Below are 17,174 nucleotides of genomic sequence, written 5' to 3'. Positions count from 1 at the left end.
CCTGGCCTGTTGCAGGCCGCTCTGGGGAGTTGGTGACGGTGACGTGGGCGCCGGGCGGAGCGCTCACTGGCCTTCGCCTTCGCCGCGCTGCCTTCCGTCGTGCCGAGACCTGGCCTGTTGCAGGCCGCTCTGGGGAGTTGGTGACGGTGACGTGGGCGCCGGGCGGAGCGCTCACTGGCCTTCGCCTTCGCCGCGCTGCCTTCCGTCGTGCCGAGACCTGGCCTGTTGCAGGCCGCTCTGGGGAGTTGGTGACGGTGACGTGGGCGCCGGGCGGAGCGCTCACTGGCCTTCGCCTTCGCCGCGCTGCCTTCCGTCGTGCCGAGACCTGGCCTGTTGCAGGCCGCTCTGGGGAGTTGGTGACGGTGACGTGGGCGCCGGGCGGAGCGCTCACTGGCCTTCGCCTTCGCCCCACCGCCTCCCGCCGTGCCGGCCCCGGCCCGATGCCGCAGGTGGCCCGTCGCAACATGCTGCCCTGGGCCGGTGGGGTGGGTTTCGGGTGGGGCGCTCATCGGCCGTCGCCCCGCCTCGCCGTCTTCCGATGTGCCGGTACCCGGGCCGTCGCCACGCGCTGCTCTGGGGAGCCGGTGACATGGGTGCCGGGCGGCCCCCCGCAGGCCCGCGCCCCTGCCTCGCCGTCTTCCGCCCTACTGGCATCCGCCCCGCAGTCCCCCGATCCTCCACACGCCGCTCTGGGGAGCCGGCGAGCGGACGCCGGGCGGAGTCGCCCGCCGGCCCCCAGGTGGCTGTTCCAGGGCCTGCCAGCCCCTGGCTCGGCGTATCCCCGGCCACCGGGCCCCTGGACCTGCCCTCGGCGATCGAGCCTGCCCCGGCCCCGTCCTCCCTTCTGCACTCGGCCCGCAGGTCTCCAGGCCGCCGACTCCCAGCTCGGCGTATCCCCAGCCCCCGGCCCACCCGCCCGTCCGCCTTCTACCTCCCGGCCTGCCCTCGCCCCCTCTGGGTCTCCGGCTCCCGTCCGCCCCTCACCCGCCTCCCGTTACCCCGTGCCCGCCCCCGATTCCCCGTCGGTCAGCCGCCCGCGCCCCGTCCCGAAGCCGGCGCCGTTTCGCCCGGGAGGGGATCCGCCTCCTCCTCCAGTGGTGCCGGGGCTTCGCGCAGCAGGGTTGTCAGGAGGCGGATCGCGCCGCGTTTGTGGAGGGGGTCGTTGCCGTTGCCGCACTTGGGGGACTGGATGCAGGAGGGGCAGCCGGCGTCGCACTCGCAGGAGGCGATGGCCTCGCGGGTGGCGGTGAGCCAGGCGCGGGCGGTGTGGAAGGCACGCTCGGCGAAGCCCGCGCCGCCGGGGTGGCCGTCGTACACGAAGACCGTCGGGAGGAGGGTGTCGGGATGGAGCGGGACGGAGACGCCGCCGATGTCCCAGCGGTCGCAGGTCGCGAAGAGCGGCAGCATGCCGATGGAGGCGTGCTCGGCGGCGTGCAGGGAGCCGCCGAGGATCTCCGGGTTGATCCGGGCCTCGTCCAGCTGGTCCTCGGTGACCGTCCACCACACCGCGCGGGTGCGCAGCGTACGAGGAGGCAGGTCGAGCTTGGTCTCGCCCAGCACCTCGCCGCTGATCAGACGCCGGCGCAGGAAGGAGACCACCTGGTTGGTGACCTCGACGGAGCCGTAGCAGAGCCGGCCCGCGCCCCAGGGGATCTCGGTGTCGGTCTCCAGGACGGAGATGGCGGTGGTGTCGCGGGCGACCGTCGAGTACGGCGGCTCCGCCTGTTCGACCAGGGCGACCGAGTCCGCGAGGTCGAGGGAGCGCACCAGATAGGTGCGGCCCTGGTGGAGATGGACCGCGCCCTCGTGGACGGTGGAGTGCGCGGCGGCCTCGTCGACCGTGCCGAGCAGGCGCCCCGTGCCCTCCTCCACGATCTGCACCGGCCGCCCGCCCCCGCCGCGGATGTCGGTGAGGTCGGCGGCCCGTTCCCGGCGGGTCCAGTGCCAGGCCCGGGTCCGCCGGCGCAGCAGCTTCGCGGCCTCCAGCTGCGGCAGCACGTCCGCGCAGGCGGGACCGAACAGTTCGAGGTCCGCCTCGGTCAGCGGGAGTTCCGCTGCGGCGGCGCACAGGTGCGGGGCGAGCACGTAGGGGTTGTCGGGGTCGAGGACGGTCGATTCCACCGGCCGGTCGAACAGGGCCTCCGGGTGGTGGACGAGGAAGGTGTCCAGAGGATCGTCCCGGGCGACGAGGACCGCGAGGGCGCCCTGCCCGGAGCGGCCCGCACGGCCCGCCTGCTGCCACAGGGAGGCCCTGGTGCCCGGGTAGCCGCAGATCACCACCGCGTCCAGACCGGAGACGTCCACACCCAGCTCCAGGGCCGTGGTGGCGGCGAGTCCGAGCAGCTCCCCGGAGTGCAGATCGCGCTCCAGGGCGCGGCGCTCCTCGGGGAGGTAGCCACCGCGGTAGGCCGCGACCCGCCGGACCAGGGAGCGGTCCACCTCGGCCAGTTTCTCCTGGGCGATGACCGAGATCAGCTCGGCGCCGCGCCGGGAGCGTACGAAGGCGACCGAGCGCACGCCCTGCACGGTCAGGTCGGTCAGCAGATCGGCGGTCTCGGCGGTGGCGGTACGCCGTACGGGCGCGCCCTTCTCGCCGTGCAGCTCGGTGAGCGGGGGCTCCCACAGGGCGAAGACCAGCTCGCCGCGCGGGGAGGCGTCGTCGGCGACCTCCACCACCGGCAGGCCGGTCAGCCGCCGGGCGGCGACGGCGGGCTCGGCGGCGGTCGCGGAGGCCAGCAGGAAGACCGGGGAGGAGCCGTAACGGGCGCAGACGCGGCGCAGCCGGCGCAGCACCTGGGCGACATGCGAGCCGAAGACGCCCCGGTAGGTGTGGCACTCGTCGATGACGACGTACTTCAGCGACTTCAGGAAGGAGGACCAGCGCGGGTGGGAGGGCAATATCCCGCGGTGCAGCATGTCGGGGTTGGTGAGGACGTAGTTGGCGTACTGGCGTACCCACTCGCGTTCCTCGTACGGGGTGTCGCCGTCGTACACGGCCGGGCGGACCGCGGTGCCCAGCGGTTGTGAAAGTTCCTTCACCGACCGGCACTGGTCCGCCGCGAGCGCCTTGGTGGGGGAGAGGTACAGCGCGGTGGCCCCTCGGCCGTTCGGCGCCCGGGAACCCTCCAAAAGGGTGGACAGCACGGGCACGAGATACGCGAGGGACTTGCCGGAGGCGGTGCCGGTGGCGACGACCACCGAATCGCCGTCCAGGGCGTGCTCGGCGGCCAGCGCCTGATGCGCCCAGGGATGCTCGATGCCGCACTCCTGGACGGCCGCGATCACCTCGGGCCGAATCCGGTCAGGCCAGATGGCATGGCGGCCGGTGCGCGGGGGCAAGTGCTCCGTATGAGTGATGCGCGCAGCCCGGCTCGGACCGGAGGCGAGTCTGCCCAGGACAGCGCCCGGAGACGGGCGGGACGCCGGGTCCGGCACGGGTCGATCGGATCGGTGATTCTTGGCCATCGGCACCGAGTGTGTCACTGGCGTGACGGACAATGGAGCCAAGGCGTCGTACACGCAGGCCGGTAAGTGATTGAATGCCATCGCGGCTGGCGTTGCGTCCCGGGGGCCGCAGGCCGAGTGCCCGAGGGGCGACCGCTCGATAGCAAGGTGCTGGAGGATCCGTGGACCTGTCCCTGTCGACCCGTACCGTCGGCGATCGTACGGTCGTCGAGGTCGGTGGCGAAATCGATGTATACACCGCGCCAAAGCTGCGCGAGCAGCTGGTCGAGCTGGTGAACGATGGCAATTTCCATCTTGTCGTCGACATGGAGGGCGTGGACTTCCTCGACTCCACCGGACTCGGCGTGCTGGTCGGCGGCCTGAAGCGGGTGCGTGCCCATGAGGGCTCGCTGCGCCTGGTCTGCAACCAGGAGCGCATTCTCAAGATCTTCCGTATCACCGGCCTCACCAAGGTGTTCCCGATCCACACCTCGGTCGAGGAAGCGGTGGCGGCCACCGACTGACCCTGTCCGACCGACCCTGCCGCCGGCCTCTGCCCGCGGTGGGGTCGCCGGTGGGGCATGCCTGATTCCGGCCGTTGTACTCCGTCTCGCACCCCGTGGGGGCTGTGCCGGGTGTGCCCGGGCGGATCCGGGTAACGAATTTCCTGAGGGGCGGGCCCGGCGAGCCCGCCCGACCGCAGTCCCGTAGTCGTGAGGGGGATGCATGGCCACCGTCGAACTCCGCTTCAGCGCGCTGCCCGAGCACGTCAGGACCGCCCGGCTGGTGGCGGCCGCGGTGGCACGCAGGGCCGGAGTGGACGAGGCCGTTCTGGACGAGGTGCGGCTCGCCGTGGGTGAGGCGTGCTCCCGTGCCGTGGGACTCCACCAGATCGGCGGTATCGACGCGCCGGTGAAGGTGGCGCTGATCGAGGAGGAGAAACAGTTCTCCATCGAGGTCGGCGACGAAGCCCCGCACACGGTCCCCGCCGAGCGGGTGTCCGGAGGCGCCTCGGCGGACGCGGATGTGGAGGCCGAGGAGGACGAGATGGGCCTCGCGGTCATCAGCGGCCTCGTGGACGACGTCGAGGTCACCACCGGGGAGAACGGCGGACTGATCCGCATGACCTGGCCCGCCGCCCCGCCAGCGGTCACCGTCGGCTGACATCGCCGTCCGAGGACAGCCCTGAGGCACGGCCGTCCGAGGACAGTCCCCAGACACGAACATACGATCAGGGCCCTGCCGAGCAGGGCCCTGATCGTGTTTTTGGCAGATCATTTCCGACCGCTCCTTCGGTGCCGCCGGAATTCGTGAAGTAATTCACGATCAATAGCCGTATCATTCGATCAAGATTCAATGGGATCGGCGACGTCCGTCAATGCTTTTGAGGCATTACCTCTTTCGGGTTCGCCAACCGGTGTGTGCAGGCCAATTCTGTTTACCGTGCTCTTTTGACATCACTCAGGGGTACCTACAATCCGTCCACATCTTGAGCTCAGCCCAAGCGTCAAGGAGGACGAATGGCGGGGCTTTCTTACCCCTCTGAGTTGGACCACCCCACATACCTCGCGGCCGCGGTGCTCACCAACGGCAACAGGGTCATCGTGGCCGTCATCGCGGCGGTAGCCCTCGCCGCGCTGGTGGTCGCGGGGATCCTGGTGCGCCAGGTGCTCGCCGCGGGCGAGGGCACCGACAGCATGAAGAAGATCGCCGAAGCGGTACAGGAAGGCGCCAAGGCGTATCTCGCCCGGCAGCTGCGCACGCTCGGCGTATTCGCCGTCGTCGTCTTCTTCCTGCTTCTGCTGCTGCCCGCGGACGACTGGAATCAGCGTGCCGGGCGTTCGGTGTTCTTCCTGATCGGCGCGGTGTTCTCGGCCGCCACCGGTTATATCGGCATGTGGCTCGCGGTACGAAGCAATGTGCGGGTCGCCGCCGCGGCCCGGGAAGCGACCCCGGGCGAGGGCGAACCCGAAAAAGATCTCACCACCGTCTCGCACACCGCGATGAAGATCGCATTTCGCACGGGCGGTGTCGTCGGCATGTTCACGGTGGGCCTCGGCCTGCTGGGCGCCTCCTGTGTGGTGCTCGTCTACGCCGCCGACGCGCCGAAGGTCCTGGAGGGCTTCGGCCTCGGCGCCGCCCTGATCGCCATGTTCATGCGAGTCGGCGGCGGCATCTTCACCAAGGCCGCCGACGTCGGCGCCGACCTGGTCGGCAAGGTCGAGCAGGGCATCCCGGAGGACGACCCGCGCAACGCCGCCACGATCGCCGACAACGTGGGCGACAACGTCGGCGACTGCGCGGGCATGGCGGCCGACCTCTTCGAGTCGTACGCCGTCACCCTGGTGGCCGCGCTGATCCTCGGCAAGGTCGCCTTCGGCGACTCCGGGCTCGCCTTCCCGCTGCTGGTGCCCGCCATCGGCGTGATCACCGCGATGATCGGCATCTTCGCGGTCGTCCCCCGGCGCACCGACCGCAGCGGCATGACCGCGATCAACCGCGGCTTCTTCATCTCCGCGGTGATCTCCCTCGCGCTGGTCGCCGTCGCCGTCTTCGTCTATCTGCCGTCGAGCTACGCCGACCTCAGCGGAGTGACGGACGCGGCGATCAAGGCCAAGGACGGCGATCCGCGGATCCTCGCCCTGGTCGCGGTGGCCATCGGCATCCTGCTCGCGGCCGTCATCCAGCAGCTGACCGGCTACTTCACCGAGACCAACCGGCGCCCGGTCCGCGACATCGGCAAGACCTCCCTGACCGGACCGGCCACCGTCGTCCTGTCCGGCATCTCGCTCGGCCTGGAGTCCGCCGTCTACACCGCGCTGCTCATCGCGCTCAGTGTGTACGGCGCGTTCCTGCTCGGCGGTACGTCGATCATGCTCGCGCTGTTCGCGGTCGCGCTGGCCGGCACCGGCCTGCTGACCACGGTCGGTGTGATCGTCGCCATGGACACCTTCGGGCCGGTCTCCGACAACGCCCAGGGCATCGCCGAGATGTCCGGCGACGTCGAGGGCGCCGGCGCGCAGGTGCTCACCAACCTGGACGCGGTCGGCAACACCACCAAGGCGATCACCAAGGGCATCGCGATCGCCACCGCGGTGCTCGCGGCGTCGGCGCTCTTCGGGTCGTACCGCGACGCGATCACCACCAATGTGCAGGACGTCGGGGAGAAGCTCAGCGGGCCCGGCGCGCCGCTGAGCCTTTCCCTGGACATCTCGCAGCCCAACAACCTGGTCGGCCTCATCGCGGGCGCCGCGGTCGTCTTCCTCTTCTCCGGACTGGCCATCAACGCGGTGTCGCGGTCGGCGGGCTCGGTGGTGTTCGAGGTGCGGCGGCAGTTCCGTGAGAAGCCCGGGATCATGGACTACACGGAGACGCCCGAGTACGGCAAGGTCGTCGACATCTGCACCAAGGACGCCCTGCGGGAGCTGGCCACGCCCGGACTGCTCGCGGTGATGGCGCCGATCTTCGTCGGGTTCACGCTCGGCGTCGGCTCGCTCGGCTCCTACCTCGCCGGCGCGATCGGCGCGGGCACGCTGATGGCGGTGTTCCTCGCCAATTCCGGCGGCGCCTGGGACAACGCCAAGAAGCTCGTGGAGGACGGCCACCACGGTGGCAAGGGCAGCGAGGCCCACGCCGCCACGGTGATCGGCGACACGGTCGGCGACCCCTTCAAGGACACCGCGGGCCCGGCGATCAACCCGCTGCTGAAGGTCATGAACCTGGTCTCGCTGCTCATCGCGCCCGCGGTGATCAAGTTCTCCTACGGCCACGACAAGAACCTCGGCGTACGGATCGGGGTCGCGGTCCTCGCGCTGCTGGTGATCAGCACGGCCGTGTACATCTCCAAGCGGCGCGGCATCGCCGTCGGCGACGAGGAGGAAAGCGCCGAACGGGTCGCCAACTCGGCCGACGCGGCGGTGGTTTCGTAGGTTTCGGCAGACGGCCTGCGCAAAGGGCGGGCGGGCGGTGCGTGCGAAGGGAGCGCCGCCCGCCCGTTCGTGTGCGCGCGTACGGCCCCGTCGTGAGCCTTCTCTCGCGCAAAAAGTAATAAAAGGTACTTAGGGGGCGATCGGTGTGCGGAGGGTGTGCGTCCGCCGTGTAGGGTCCGGGGCCCGAGAGCCATGGAAGGGACCAATCCGGTGAACAAGAAGCTCGCGGCCGCACTGTCCGGCGGTGCGGTACTGGTGGCTGCGCTGTCGGGATGCAGCGGCAACAGCGCCCCCAAGGGGCCCGACCCCAAGCTCGTCTCCTGGGCCAAGTCGGTGTGCGACGCCGTGCCCGCGCAGGACGCGAAGATCAAGGCGGCGAACGCGGCGATCTCCACGACGGCCGCCGACACGGCCAAGCCCGAGACGCTCCAGAAGACCGACTCCAAGGCCTTCCAGGACATGGCCGACGGCTACAAGGCGATCGCGACCGCGGTCAACGAGGCAGGCGCGCCTCCCGGGGTCTCCGGTGGCGCCAAGCGGCTCGGCGATGTCGTGAAGAGCTTCAACAGCCTCTCGACCTCCTACGCCGATCTGAAGAAGCAGGTCGACGACCTGGACACCAAGGACCAGGCGAAGTTCGCCTCCGGGCTGCACGACGTCGCCACGCAGATGACCGAGCTGGAGAAGAAGCACCAGAGCGGCACCGAGTCGCTGAAGGCCCTCCAGCAGGGCGAGGTGCAGGACGCCATCGCCCAGCAGCCCAGCTGCAAGAAGGTCGCCTCCTCGGGCGCGTCCTCGCCCTCCGCGGCCTCCACGGCGGGCTGAGGCCGCGCCCGAGGAGTGATGGCCGCGGCGGAGCCGACCGGTCCCTGACGCGCGCGTGAAGCCTGTGGCGGGTCGACCGATGTCCGACGCGGGTGGGGGACGGCTGTGTGCGCCGTCCCCCTCGGTCCGCGCGGGACACAATGGGACCGTGACTGACTCCGGACCCGCCCCCCTGCCCGCCGCCGACCGTCCCGAGGCCGCCGCGCGGCTGCGGGACGCGCTGCTGGCCGCCTCCTTCACCGCCGACGGGCTGCTCGAACTGCTCGGCGCGCCCGCGTACACGGCGCTGGCCCGCAGCGAGACCGTGCCCGCGCTACGGGCGACCCGTGGCGACACGCCGTTGGAGACCCTCGTACGGCTCTTCCTGCTCCAGCAGCCCGTGCCCCGCGCGCGGGTGGCCGCCGTGCTCCCCGTCGAGGAAGCGGTCGAGACCGGGTGGCTGGTGCGGGTGGGCGGCGACGAGGTGGCCGCCGCGGTGGACGTACGGCCGTACGGCGGGCCCGGCGGCGAGGACTGGTTCATCGTGTCCGACCTGGGCTGCGCGGTCGGCGGCGCGGGCGGTATCGGCCAGCGGGCCGAGGGTGTCGTGCTGGGGGTCGGGGGCGCGTCCACCACGCTCGCCGGGATCACCGTGCGCACGCCGGTCGCCGCCGCCCTGGACCTCGGCACCGGCTCGGGCATCCAGGCACTGCACGCCTCCCGGCACGCCACGCGCGTGACGGCGACCGATCTCAACCCCCGCGCGCTGCACATCACGGCGCTCACGCTGGCGCTCTCCGGCGCGCCCGCCGCCGAGCTGCGCGAGGGATCGCTGTTCGAACCGGTGCGCGACGACGAGAAGTTCGACCTGATCGTCTCCAACCCGCCGTTCGTGATCTCGCCCGGCGCCCGGCTCACCTACCGTGACGGCGGCATGGGCGGGGACGATCTGTGCCGCTCCCTCGTCCAGCAGGCGGGGGAACGGCTGAACGAGGGCGGGTTCGCGCAGTTCCTCGCCAACTGGCAGCACGTGGCGGGGGAGGACTGGCAGGACCGGCTCAGGTCGTGGGTGCCGCGCGGGTGCGACGCCTGGATCGTGCAGCGCGAGGTGCAGGACGTCACGCAGTACGCCGAGTTGTGGCTGCGGGACGCCGGAGACCACCGCGGGGACCCGGCGGAGTACCAGGCGCGGTACGACGCCTGGCTCGACGAGTTCGAGGCGCGCAAGGTCAAGGCGATCGGCTTCGGCTGGATCACCCTGCGCAGGACGGGCGCGGCCGAACCGTCCCTCACGGTGGAGGAGTGGCCGCACCCCGTGGAGCAGCCCCTCGGGGACACCGTCCGGGCGCACTTCGAACGCCTCGACTACCTCCGCGAGCACGACGACGCGGCGCTGCTCGCCCATCACTTCAGGCTGGTCGGCGAGGTGGTGCAGGAACAGGTCGGGCTGCCCGGCGCGGAGGACCCCGAGCACGTCGTGCTCCGCCAGCACCGCGGCATGCGCCGCGCCACCAAGGTGGACACGGTCGGCGCGGGCTTCGCGGGCGTCTGCGACGGCACCCTGAGCGCCGGCCGCATCCTGGACGCCATCGCCCAGCTGATGGGCGAGGACGCCGTCCGCCTCCGCGACCAGACCCCGGCCCAGATCCGCCTCCTGGTGGAACAGGGGTTCCTGGAGCCGGTGGTCTGAGGGGGCGGCTCCCCGCGGGGCCGTTGTGGGGGCCGTGTCGGCCGGGCGCCTGGGGGTGTCCCGGTGGGGTCGGCGCGGCTCGTGATCGGCGGCGGGTTCCGACTCGCGGGTGGGCGCGCCGTCCGGGGTACGCGAGGGCGGTCATCTGCGGTGGGCGCGAAATCTGGAGGGGCGGGCGCGCTCGGGACCTGCGCACATCGTGCTGACGGCGACGGACCCCGCGCGTGCTCACGTGGGGTCGGCCGCGCGCGGAGGCCCATTCCCGCCATGCGCGGGCCGTCGTACCCGGCACGCGCCCGCCTTCGGCCCGGCCGACGCCCGGAGGCTCGTCCTCGTCGTCGGCGGGGCGCCGCCGCACGCGGGCGGTACGTACCCCGGCTCGGCCGCCCGTCGATTGCAAAACGGCCGGAAAAATATCTGGCCCGGGGCGGGGGGGGGTCGTACTCGTGCTTTCACACCCCCTTGGGCGTCGTTCCGTCGGCCCCCTGTTCACCCCGAGGTCGCCCGGTCGTCGCCCCCGCGTGTCAAGGTCCACGCGCCGGGTGGACTCGGAAGAGGTGGGTGGCGCATGGAGCGGGGGCCGGCGGCTTTCGTCGGATTGGTGTTTGTCCTGTTCGGAGGGGCTCTGCTGGTATGGACCGGGGTGCGGCTGCGGCGCGGTGAGGCGGTGGCCCTCGGTGTGAACCGGGTCGCATCGGCCACCCTCGCGAGCGTGGCCGGAACCCTTGCGCTTGCCCTCGGCGGCTACTGCCTCACACGCCTCTGACGTCGGCGGGCGCCCGCTCCCCGGTGTGTCGCGAGAGTAAGAGGAGCGTCACGCTCCGGACAGACCCGGACGGGGTACCCGGCACTCCGGGCGGCAGGAATGCCGGTAGTCGGGTTACCGTTCGAGTGGCCGTTGTGGGCTTTTCCCGTTTGACACGGGGGCGGGATGTACCGTCACACTCCGCAGCGCCACACGTGCCAGCAGTACGCCGCGACCCCGGGACCAAGGCCTGGGGAGGCCACAGCGTCGACCGGAGAGAAGAGCGAAGTTGTCCCCGACCAGCGAGACCGCACAGGGCGGCCGCCGACTCGTCATCGTCGAGTCGCCTGCCAAGGCGAAGACGATCAAGGGCTACCTCGGCCCCGGCTACGTAGTCGAAGCGAGCGTCGGGCACATCCGTGACCTCCCCAACGGCGCCGCCGAGGTGCCCGAGAAGTACACCGGCGAGGTGCGCCGCCTCGGTGTGGACGTCGAGCATGACTTCCAGCCGGTCTACGTGGTGAACGCGGACAAGAAGGCCCAGGTCAAGAAGCTCAAGGACCTGCTGAAGGACTCCGACGAACTCTTCCTGGCCACCGATGAGGACCGCGAGGGCGAGGCCATCGCCTGGCACCTCCAGGAGGTCCTCAAGCCGAAGATCCCCGTCAAGCGGATGGTCTTCCACGAGATCACCAAGGACGCGATCCGCGAGGCCGTCGCCAACCCGCGCCAGCTCAACCAGAAGCTGGTCGACGCCCAGGAAACCCGGCGCATCCTCGACCGCCTCTACGGCTACGAGGTCTCGCCGGTCCTGTGGAAGAAGGTCATGCCCCGGCTGTCGGCCGGCCGTGTCCAGTCCGTCGCCACCCGGCTCGTGGTCGAGCGGGAACGCGAGCGCATCGCCTTCCGCTCCGCCGAATACTGGGACCTCACCGGCACCTTCGGCACCGGCCGCGCGGGCGACTCCTCCGACCCGTCGTCGCTGGTCGCGCGCTTGCAGACCGTCGACGGACGGCGTGTCGCGCAGGGCCGTGACTTCGACTCCGTGGGGCAGCTGAAGACCGCGAACACCCTCCACCTGGACGAGGCCACCGCCCGCTCGCTGGCCGCCGCCCTGGAGAACACCCGCTTCGCCGTGCGCTCGGTGGAGTCGAAGCCGTACCGCCGCTCGCCGTACGCGCCGTTCCGTACGACGACGCTCCAGCAGGAGGCCAGCCGCAAGCTCGGCTACGGCGCCAAGGCGACCATGCAGATCGCCCAGAAGCTGTACGAGAACGGCTACATCACGTACATGCGTACGGACTCCACGACGCTGAGCGAGACCGCCATCGCGGCCGCCCGCGCCCAGGTCACGCAGCTGTACGGCGCCGACTACCTGCCCCCCCAACCGCGTACGTACGCGGTGAAGGTGAAGAACGCGCAGGAGGCGCACGAGGCGATCCGTCCCTCGGGTGATCGTTTCCGCACCCCCGCGGAGACCGGTCTGACCGGCGACCAGTTCAAGCTGTACGAACTGATCTGGAAGCGGACCGTCGCCTCCCAGATGAAGGACGCGACCGGCAACAGCGTGACCGTGAAGATCGGTGGCACCGCCGCCGACGGCCGGGACGTGGAGTTCAGCGCCTCCGGCAAGACGATCACCTTCCACGGCTTCCTCAAGGCGTACGTCGAGGGCGCCGACGACCCGAACGCCGAGCTGGACGACCGCGAGCGCCGGCTGCCGCAGGTCGCCGAGGGCGACGCGCTGTCCGCCGAGGAGATCACGGTCGACGGCCACGCCACCAAGCCCCCGGCCCGCTACACCGAGGCCTCCCTGGTCAAGGAGCTGGAAGAGCGCGAGATCGGCCGGCCGTCGACCTATGCGTCGATCATCGGCACGATCCTCGATCGCGGCTATGTCTTCAAGAAGGGCACGGCGCTCGTGCCGTCCTTCCTGTCCTTCGCCGTCGTAAACCTTCTGGAGAAGCACTTCGGCCGGCTGGTCGACTACGACTTCACCGCCAAGATGGAGGACGACCTCGACCGCATCGCCCGCGGCGAGGCCCAGGCCGTGCCGTGGCTGAAGCGCTTCTACTTCGGCGAGGGCACCATCAGCGGCGCCGCCGCCGACGCGGGCAACGGCGACGGGGACCACCTCGGCGGCCTCAAGGAACTCGTCACCGACCTGGGCGCGATCGACGCCCGCGAGGTGTCCTCCTTCCCGGTGGGCAACGGCATCGTGCTGCGGGTCGGCCGCTACGGCCCGTACATCGAGCGCGGCGAGAAGGACACCGAGCAGCACCAGCGCGCCGACATCCCCGACGACCTGGCGCCGGACGAGCTGACCATCGAGCTGGCCGAGAAGCTGCTGGCCGAGCCCAGCGGCGATGTCGAGCTGGGCGCCGACCCGGCCACCGGCCACCAGATCGTCGCCAAGAAGGGCCGCTACGGCCCGTACGTCACCGAGATCCTCCCCGAGGGCACCCCGAAGACCGGCAAGAACGCGGTCAAGCCGCGCACCGCCTCCCTCTTCAAGTCCATGGCGCTGGACACGGTGACGCTGGACGACGCGCTGAAGCTGATGTCCCTGCCGCGTGTCGTCGGCGCGGACGCCGAGGGCCAGGAGATCACCGCCCAGAACGGCCGCTACGGGCCGTATCTGAAGAAGGGCACGGACTCGCGCTCGCTCCAGAGCGAGGACCAGATCTTCACCATCACGCTGGAAGAGGCCCTGGCGATCTACGCCCAGCCCAAGCAGCGCGGGCGGGCCGCCGCCAAGCCGCCGCTGAAGGAGCTGGGCGAGGACCCGGTCTCCAAGAAGCCGGTCGTGGTCAAGGACGGCCGCTTCGGGCCGTACGTCACCGACGGCGAGACCAACGCGACCCTGCGCTCCGGCGACAGCGTCGAGGAGATCACCCCGGAGCGCGGCTTCGAACTTCTTGCCGAGAAGCGGGCGAAGGCCCCGGCCAAGAAGACCGCCAAGAAGGCGCCGGCCAAGAAGACCGCCCCGGCGAAGAAGACCGCCGCCAAGAAGACGGCGGCCAAGAAGACGACGGCGAGCGCCGCGAAGAAGACCACGGCGAAGAAGACGACCACCAAGAAGGCGACGGCGACCAAGTCGACGGCTTCCGGTTCGGAGGACTGAGCCCGGTTCGGAGGACTGAACCCGACTCGGCTCACCGGGCCGAGACCCCGGGCGTCTCGTTTCGCCCCGCGCACGCCCCGGCATCACTTTGGTGTCGGGGCGTGCGCATGCCAGGAGTGCGGGGTGTGGTGTCGGTGGCTGCGGATAGGCTGAACGCATGACGCGAGCCGAGCAGCCAACGGCCCACACTCCAGCACCGGACGACGCCCTGGTCGCGGACTCCCGCGAACGCGCCGTGCGTTCCCTGTTGCGCCGACCGCAATTGCGGCGCCTGTGGAGCGCGCAGCTGGTGAGCGGTGTCGGCGACACCCTCGCCCTTCTCGTCCTGGTCATCCTCGTCCTCCAGGCGGCGATCACCCAGGGATCGTTCGGCGGCGGTTACCGAGGCGTGGCGTTCGCGGTCGCGACGGTCTTCGCGGCCCGCGGCCTCGCCGCACTGCTCTTCGGCGCGGTCCTGCTCGGGCCGCTGACGACGCTCACCGCCCAGGAGGGCCCGCTCGACCGCCGCTGGACCATGGTCGGCGCCGACGGCCTGCGCGCCGCACTGCTGATCGTGGCCCCCCTGTGGATCGACTGGACCCCGGCGGACGCGCCCGCAGTGCTGCTGGTCACCGCCTTCGTCACCGGCGTCGCCGAGCGGCTGTGGACGGTGTGCCGCGAGGGCGCGGCCCCGGCCCTGCTGCCCGCCCCGCCGCCGGAGGGCGCGACCGTCCGGCCGCTGCCGGACCACCTGGACGCCCTGCGCCGCCTCGCGCTGCGCACCACCTTCCTCGCCGTACCGCTGGCCGCCGCCGCCCTGGTCCTCGCCGCCCTGCTCAACAACCTGCTGGGCACCGGCCTGCCCTGGTTCGACCAGCACCACGCGGCCCTCGCGTCGTACGTGGCGGCGGGCCTGTTCGCCGCCTCCCTCTCCCTGCTGACCTTCCTGGAGCTGCCCGGCACGCGCACCCCGCGCCCCCGCTCCCCGCTGGAGGGCCTGCGCCGCCCGCGCACCGGCGCCGGTGTCGACAAGGGGCGCACGGGCGCGATCCCGCTGCTCGTCCTCGCCTGCGCCGCCGTGGCCGGAGTCATCGCCGCCGCCGTCTCCGTGTGCGTGCTGCACGCGACCGACCTGGGCGGCGGCCCGGTCCTGTTCGGCCTGCTGGTGCTCGGTCTGACCGGCGGCGTCGCGGTCGGCATCCGTACGGCCCCCGCGGTGCTGCCCTCGCTGTCCCGCCGCCGGCTGCTGGCCCTGGCGATCGCCTTCACCGGCATCGCGCTGCTGGCCGCCGGTCTGGTCCCGGACGTCACCACGGTGCTGCTGATCGTCACCCTGGCGGGCCTGGGCGCGGGCGTCGCCGCCAACACCGGGCACGCCCTGCTCGACCAGGAGACCGAGGACTACCGCCGGGCGCGTGTCACCGAGCACCTCCAGGCCGTCGTGCGCGTCTTCATAGCGCTCGGCGCCGTGATCGCCCCGGTGATCGCCGGACTGATCGGCCGGCACCGGCTGGAGAACGGCCGCTTCGTGTTCGCGCACGGCGGCGCCTCGTTCACCCTGATGCTGATCGGCGCGCTGCTGCTGCCGGTGGCCGCCCTGGTGCTCGCCAAGGTCGACGACCGCTCCGGCATCCCGCTGCGCCAGGACCTCAAGGACGCGCTGCTCGGCGGCGACGACCCGGTCGAGGCGCAGGCCACGAACGGCTTCTTCATCGCCCTGGAGGGCGGCGACGGCGCCGGCAAGTCCACCCAGGCCGAGGCGCTCGCCGAGTGGATCCGCGGCAAGGGCCACGAGGTCGTGCTCACCCGCGAGCCGGGGGCCACCCCGGTGGGCAAGCGGCTGCGCTCGATCCTGCTGGACGTCTCCTCGGCCGGACTGTCCCACCGCGCGGAGGCACTGCTGTACGCCGCCGACCGAGCCGAGCACGTCGACACCGTCGTACGCCCCGCCCTGGAGCGCGGCGCGGTGGTGATCTCCGACCGCTACATCGACTCCTCCGTCGCCTACCAGGGCGCCGGCCGCGATCTGTCCCCGACCGAGATCGCCCGCATCAACCGCTGGGCGACCGACGGTCTGGTGCCGCATCTGACCGTGCTGCTGGACGTCGCGCCGGAGGCCGCCCGCGAGCGGTTCACCGAGGCCCCGGACCGGCTGGAGTCGGAGCCCGCGGAGTTCCACGCGCGTGTGCGCTCCGGTTTCCTCACCCTGGCCGCCTCCGACCCCGGCCGCTATCTGGTGGTCGACGCCGGGCAGGAGCCCGAGGCCGTCACCACCGTGATCAGGCACCGCCTCGACACCGTGCTGCCGCTGTCCCAGGCCGAGATCGAGGCCCGGGAGGAGGCGCGCAGGAAGGCCGAGGAGGAGGCGCGCCGCAAGGCCGAGGAAGAGGCCGCGCGCAAGGCCGAGGAGGAGCGCCTGGAGCGTGAGCGCCAGGAGGAGCTGGCCCGGCTGCGTGCCGAGGAGGAGGAGCGCAAGCGCCGCGAGCTGGAGGAGGCGCAGCGCCGCGAGGCCGAGCGGCAGGCCGAGGAGGCCCGGCAGCGGGCGGCCGAGGCGGCCCGGCGCGCCGAGGAGGAGCGGCAGCGGCTGCTCGCCGAGGAGAAGGCCCGCGCCGAGGAGGAGGCGCGCCGCAAGGCGGAGGAGGAGCGCCGCCGCAGGCAGGCCGAGGAAGAGGCCCGGCTGCGCGCGGAGGAGGAGGCCCGCCAGGCCCGGATCCGCGCCGAGGAGGAGGCCCGGCAGGCCAAGGAGCGTGCCGAGGAGGCGGCCCGGCGCCTGGAGGCGCAGCGCAAGGCGGAGAGCGCCCTGCTCCGTGCCGAGGAGGCCCGCCGCCAGGCCGCCGAGGCCGCGGCGGCCGCCGATGTGGCCGCCCGCAGGCCCGGCAGCCCCCAGCCGAAGGCCCCCGGCGTGACCTCGGACGCGGTCACGGTCGCCACCCCGGTGGTGTCGCCCGGCCCGGGCACGGAGGAGACGGTGCCCACGCCGATCGTCTCGCCGGCCGAGGACGAGCGGTCCTCCGGCCGGGACGCCCGGAACGCTCGTCACACGCCCTCCGAGGCCGAGACGACCGCCGAGCTGCCCCAGCCGCCGGCCGTGCCGGGTGCCGCGGACGAGACGGCGGTGCTGCCGCAGGTGCCCGCGAGCGCCGCCGAGGAGACCGCCGTACTGCCGCAGGTGGGCCCGGACGAGACGGCCGTACTGCCGCCCGTGCGCGACGACGCCCCGGCCGACCGGATGCCGCGCGGCTTCTTCCGCGACGAGCGGTCCGCGGGCCCCGACGGCTCCGAGGACCGCACCCGCGAGATGCCCCAGCCCGGGGCCGAGGGCACCGCCCGCCGTCGCCCGCGCCCCGACTGGGCCGAGGAGACCCCGCTGGACGATCTGCCGTCGCTGGCGGACGAGTTGCTGGGGTCGTACGACGACGAGGACGGTCCCCGCAGGGGGCGCAGGGGCTGATCCCGGAC

At 72.0% G+C, this 17,174-nt stretch carries 9 protein-coding genes; 8 read left to right on the top strand and 1 reads right to left on the bottom strand.

All coding sequences use genetic code 11. From position 1 onward, the window contains the following. Positions 1 to 1,026 precede the first annotated feature (1,026 nt). Positions 1,027 to 3,546 (bottom strand): DEAD/DEAH box helicase, encoded by a 2,520-nt coding sequence (locus HEP81_RS17905; RefSeq protein WP_078967738.1) that lies wholly within the window; start codon positions 3,544 to 3,546, stop codon positions 1,027 to 1,029. Positions 3,547 to 3,626: 80 nt separating this feature from the next. Between HEP81_RS17905 and bldG the strand changes: the two genes are divergently transcribed. From bldG to tmk, 8 genes are all read left to right on the top strand, one after another. Continuing rightward, positions 3,627 to 3,968 carry an anti-sigma factor antagonist BldG gene (gene bldG, locus HEP81_RS17900; RefSeq protein WP_010986038.1) on the top strand — a complete coding sequence of 114 codons (342 nt, stop codon included), beginning with the start codon at positions 3,627 to 3,629 and terminating at the stop codon, positions 3,966 to 3,968. Positions 3,969 to 4,170: 202 nt separating this feature from the next. Continuing rightward, positions 4,171 to 4,608, top strand: a complete 438-nt coding sequence (locus tag HEP81_RS17895; RefSeq protein ID WP_037663067.1) for an ATP-binding protein — start codon at positions 4,171 to 4,173, stop codon at positions 4,606 to 4,608. 356 nt (positions 4,609 to 4,964) lie between these two features. Further along, complete coding sequence (locus HEP81_RS17890) at positions 4,965 to 7,373, top strand: sodium-translocating pyrophosphatase (RefSeq protein ID WP_037663068.1); 2,409 nt, start codon at positions 4,965 to 4,967, stop codon at positions 7,371 to 7,373. A 192-nt stretch (positions 7,374 to 7,565) separates the two neighbouring features. After that, a complete protein-coding gene (locus tag HEP81_RS17885; RefSeq protein ID WP_037663071.1) occupies positions 7,566 to 8,198 on the top strand; it encodes a hypothetical protein in 633 nt (210 codons plus the stop codon). A 148-nt stretch (positions 8,199 to 8,346) separates the two neighbouring features. Then, the gene (locus HEP81_RS17880; protein ID WP_037663072.1) at positions 8,347 to 9,867 is read left to right on the top strand and encodes a N5-glutamine methyltransferase family protein; all 1,521 of its coding nucleotides are present in this window, start codon (positions 8,347 to 8,349) and stop codon (positions 9,865 to 9,867) included. 568 nt (positions 9,868 to 10,435) lie between these two features. Further along, positions 10,436 to 10,633: a hypothetical protein gene (locus HEP81_RS17875; RefSeq protein ID WP_037663074.1), complete on the top strand. Its 198-nt coding sequence runs from the start codon at positions 10,436 to 10,438 to the stop codon at positions 10,631 to 10,633. Between the two features lie 268 nt (positions 10,634 to 10,901). Next, on the top strand, positions 10,902 to 13,736 hold the full coding sequence (gene topA / locus HEP81_RS17870; RefSeq protein WP_037663076.1) for a type I DNA topoisomerase: 2,835 nt from the start codon (positions 10,902 to 10,904) through the stop codon (positions 13,734 to 13,736). Between the two features lie 157 nt (positions 13,737 to 13,893). Then, positions 13,894 to 17,166: a dTMP kinase gene (gene tmk, locus HEP81_RS17865; protein WP_037663078.1), complete on the top strand. Its 3,273-nt coding sequence runs from the start codon at positions 13,894 to 13,896 to the stop codon at positions 17,164 to 17,166. Positions 17,167 to 17,174: the final 8 nt, after the last annotated feature.

This window comes from Streptomyces griseofuscus (assembly GCF_014673495.1).
GTDB lineage: Bacteria > Actinomycetota > Actinomycetes > Streptomycetales > Streptomycetaceae > Streptomyces > Streptomyces murinus.
This window is presented reverse-complemented; position numbering and strand designations above follow the sequence as displayed.

Bases quoted from the DNA above. Each gene is read 5' to 3' on its own strand.
- HEP81_RS17905 (WP_078967738.1), bottom strand. From the start codon at position 3,546: ATGGCATTCAATCACTTACCGGCCTGCGTGTACGACGCCTTGGCTCCA.
- HEP81_RS17895 (WP_037663067.1), top strand. From the start codon at position 4,171: ATGGCCACCGTCGAACTCCGCTTCAGCGCGCTGCCCGAGCACGTCAGG.
- HEP81_RS17890 (WP_037663068.1), top strand. From the start codon at position 4,965: ATGGCGGGGCTTTCTTACCCCTCTGAGTTGGACCACCCCACATACCTC.
- HEP81_RS17885 (WP_037663071.1), top strand. From the start codon at position 7,566: ATGGAAGGGACCAATCCGGTGAACAAGAAGCTCGCGGCCGCACTGTCC.
- HEP81_RS17875 (WP_037663074.1), top strand. From the start codon at position 10,436: ATGGAGCGGGGGCCGGCGGCTTTCGTCGGATTGGTGTTTGTCCTGTTC.
- tmk (WP_037663078.1), top strand. From the start codon at position 13,894: ATGACGCGAGCCGAGCAGCCAACGGCCCACACTCCAGCACCGGACGAC.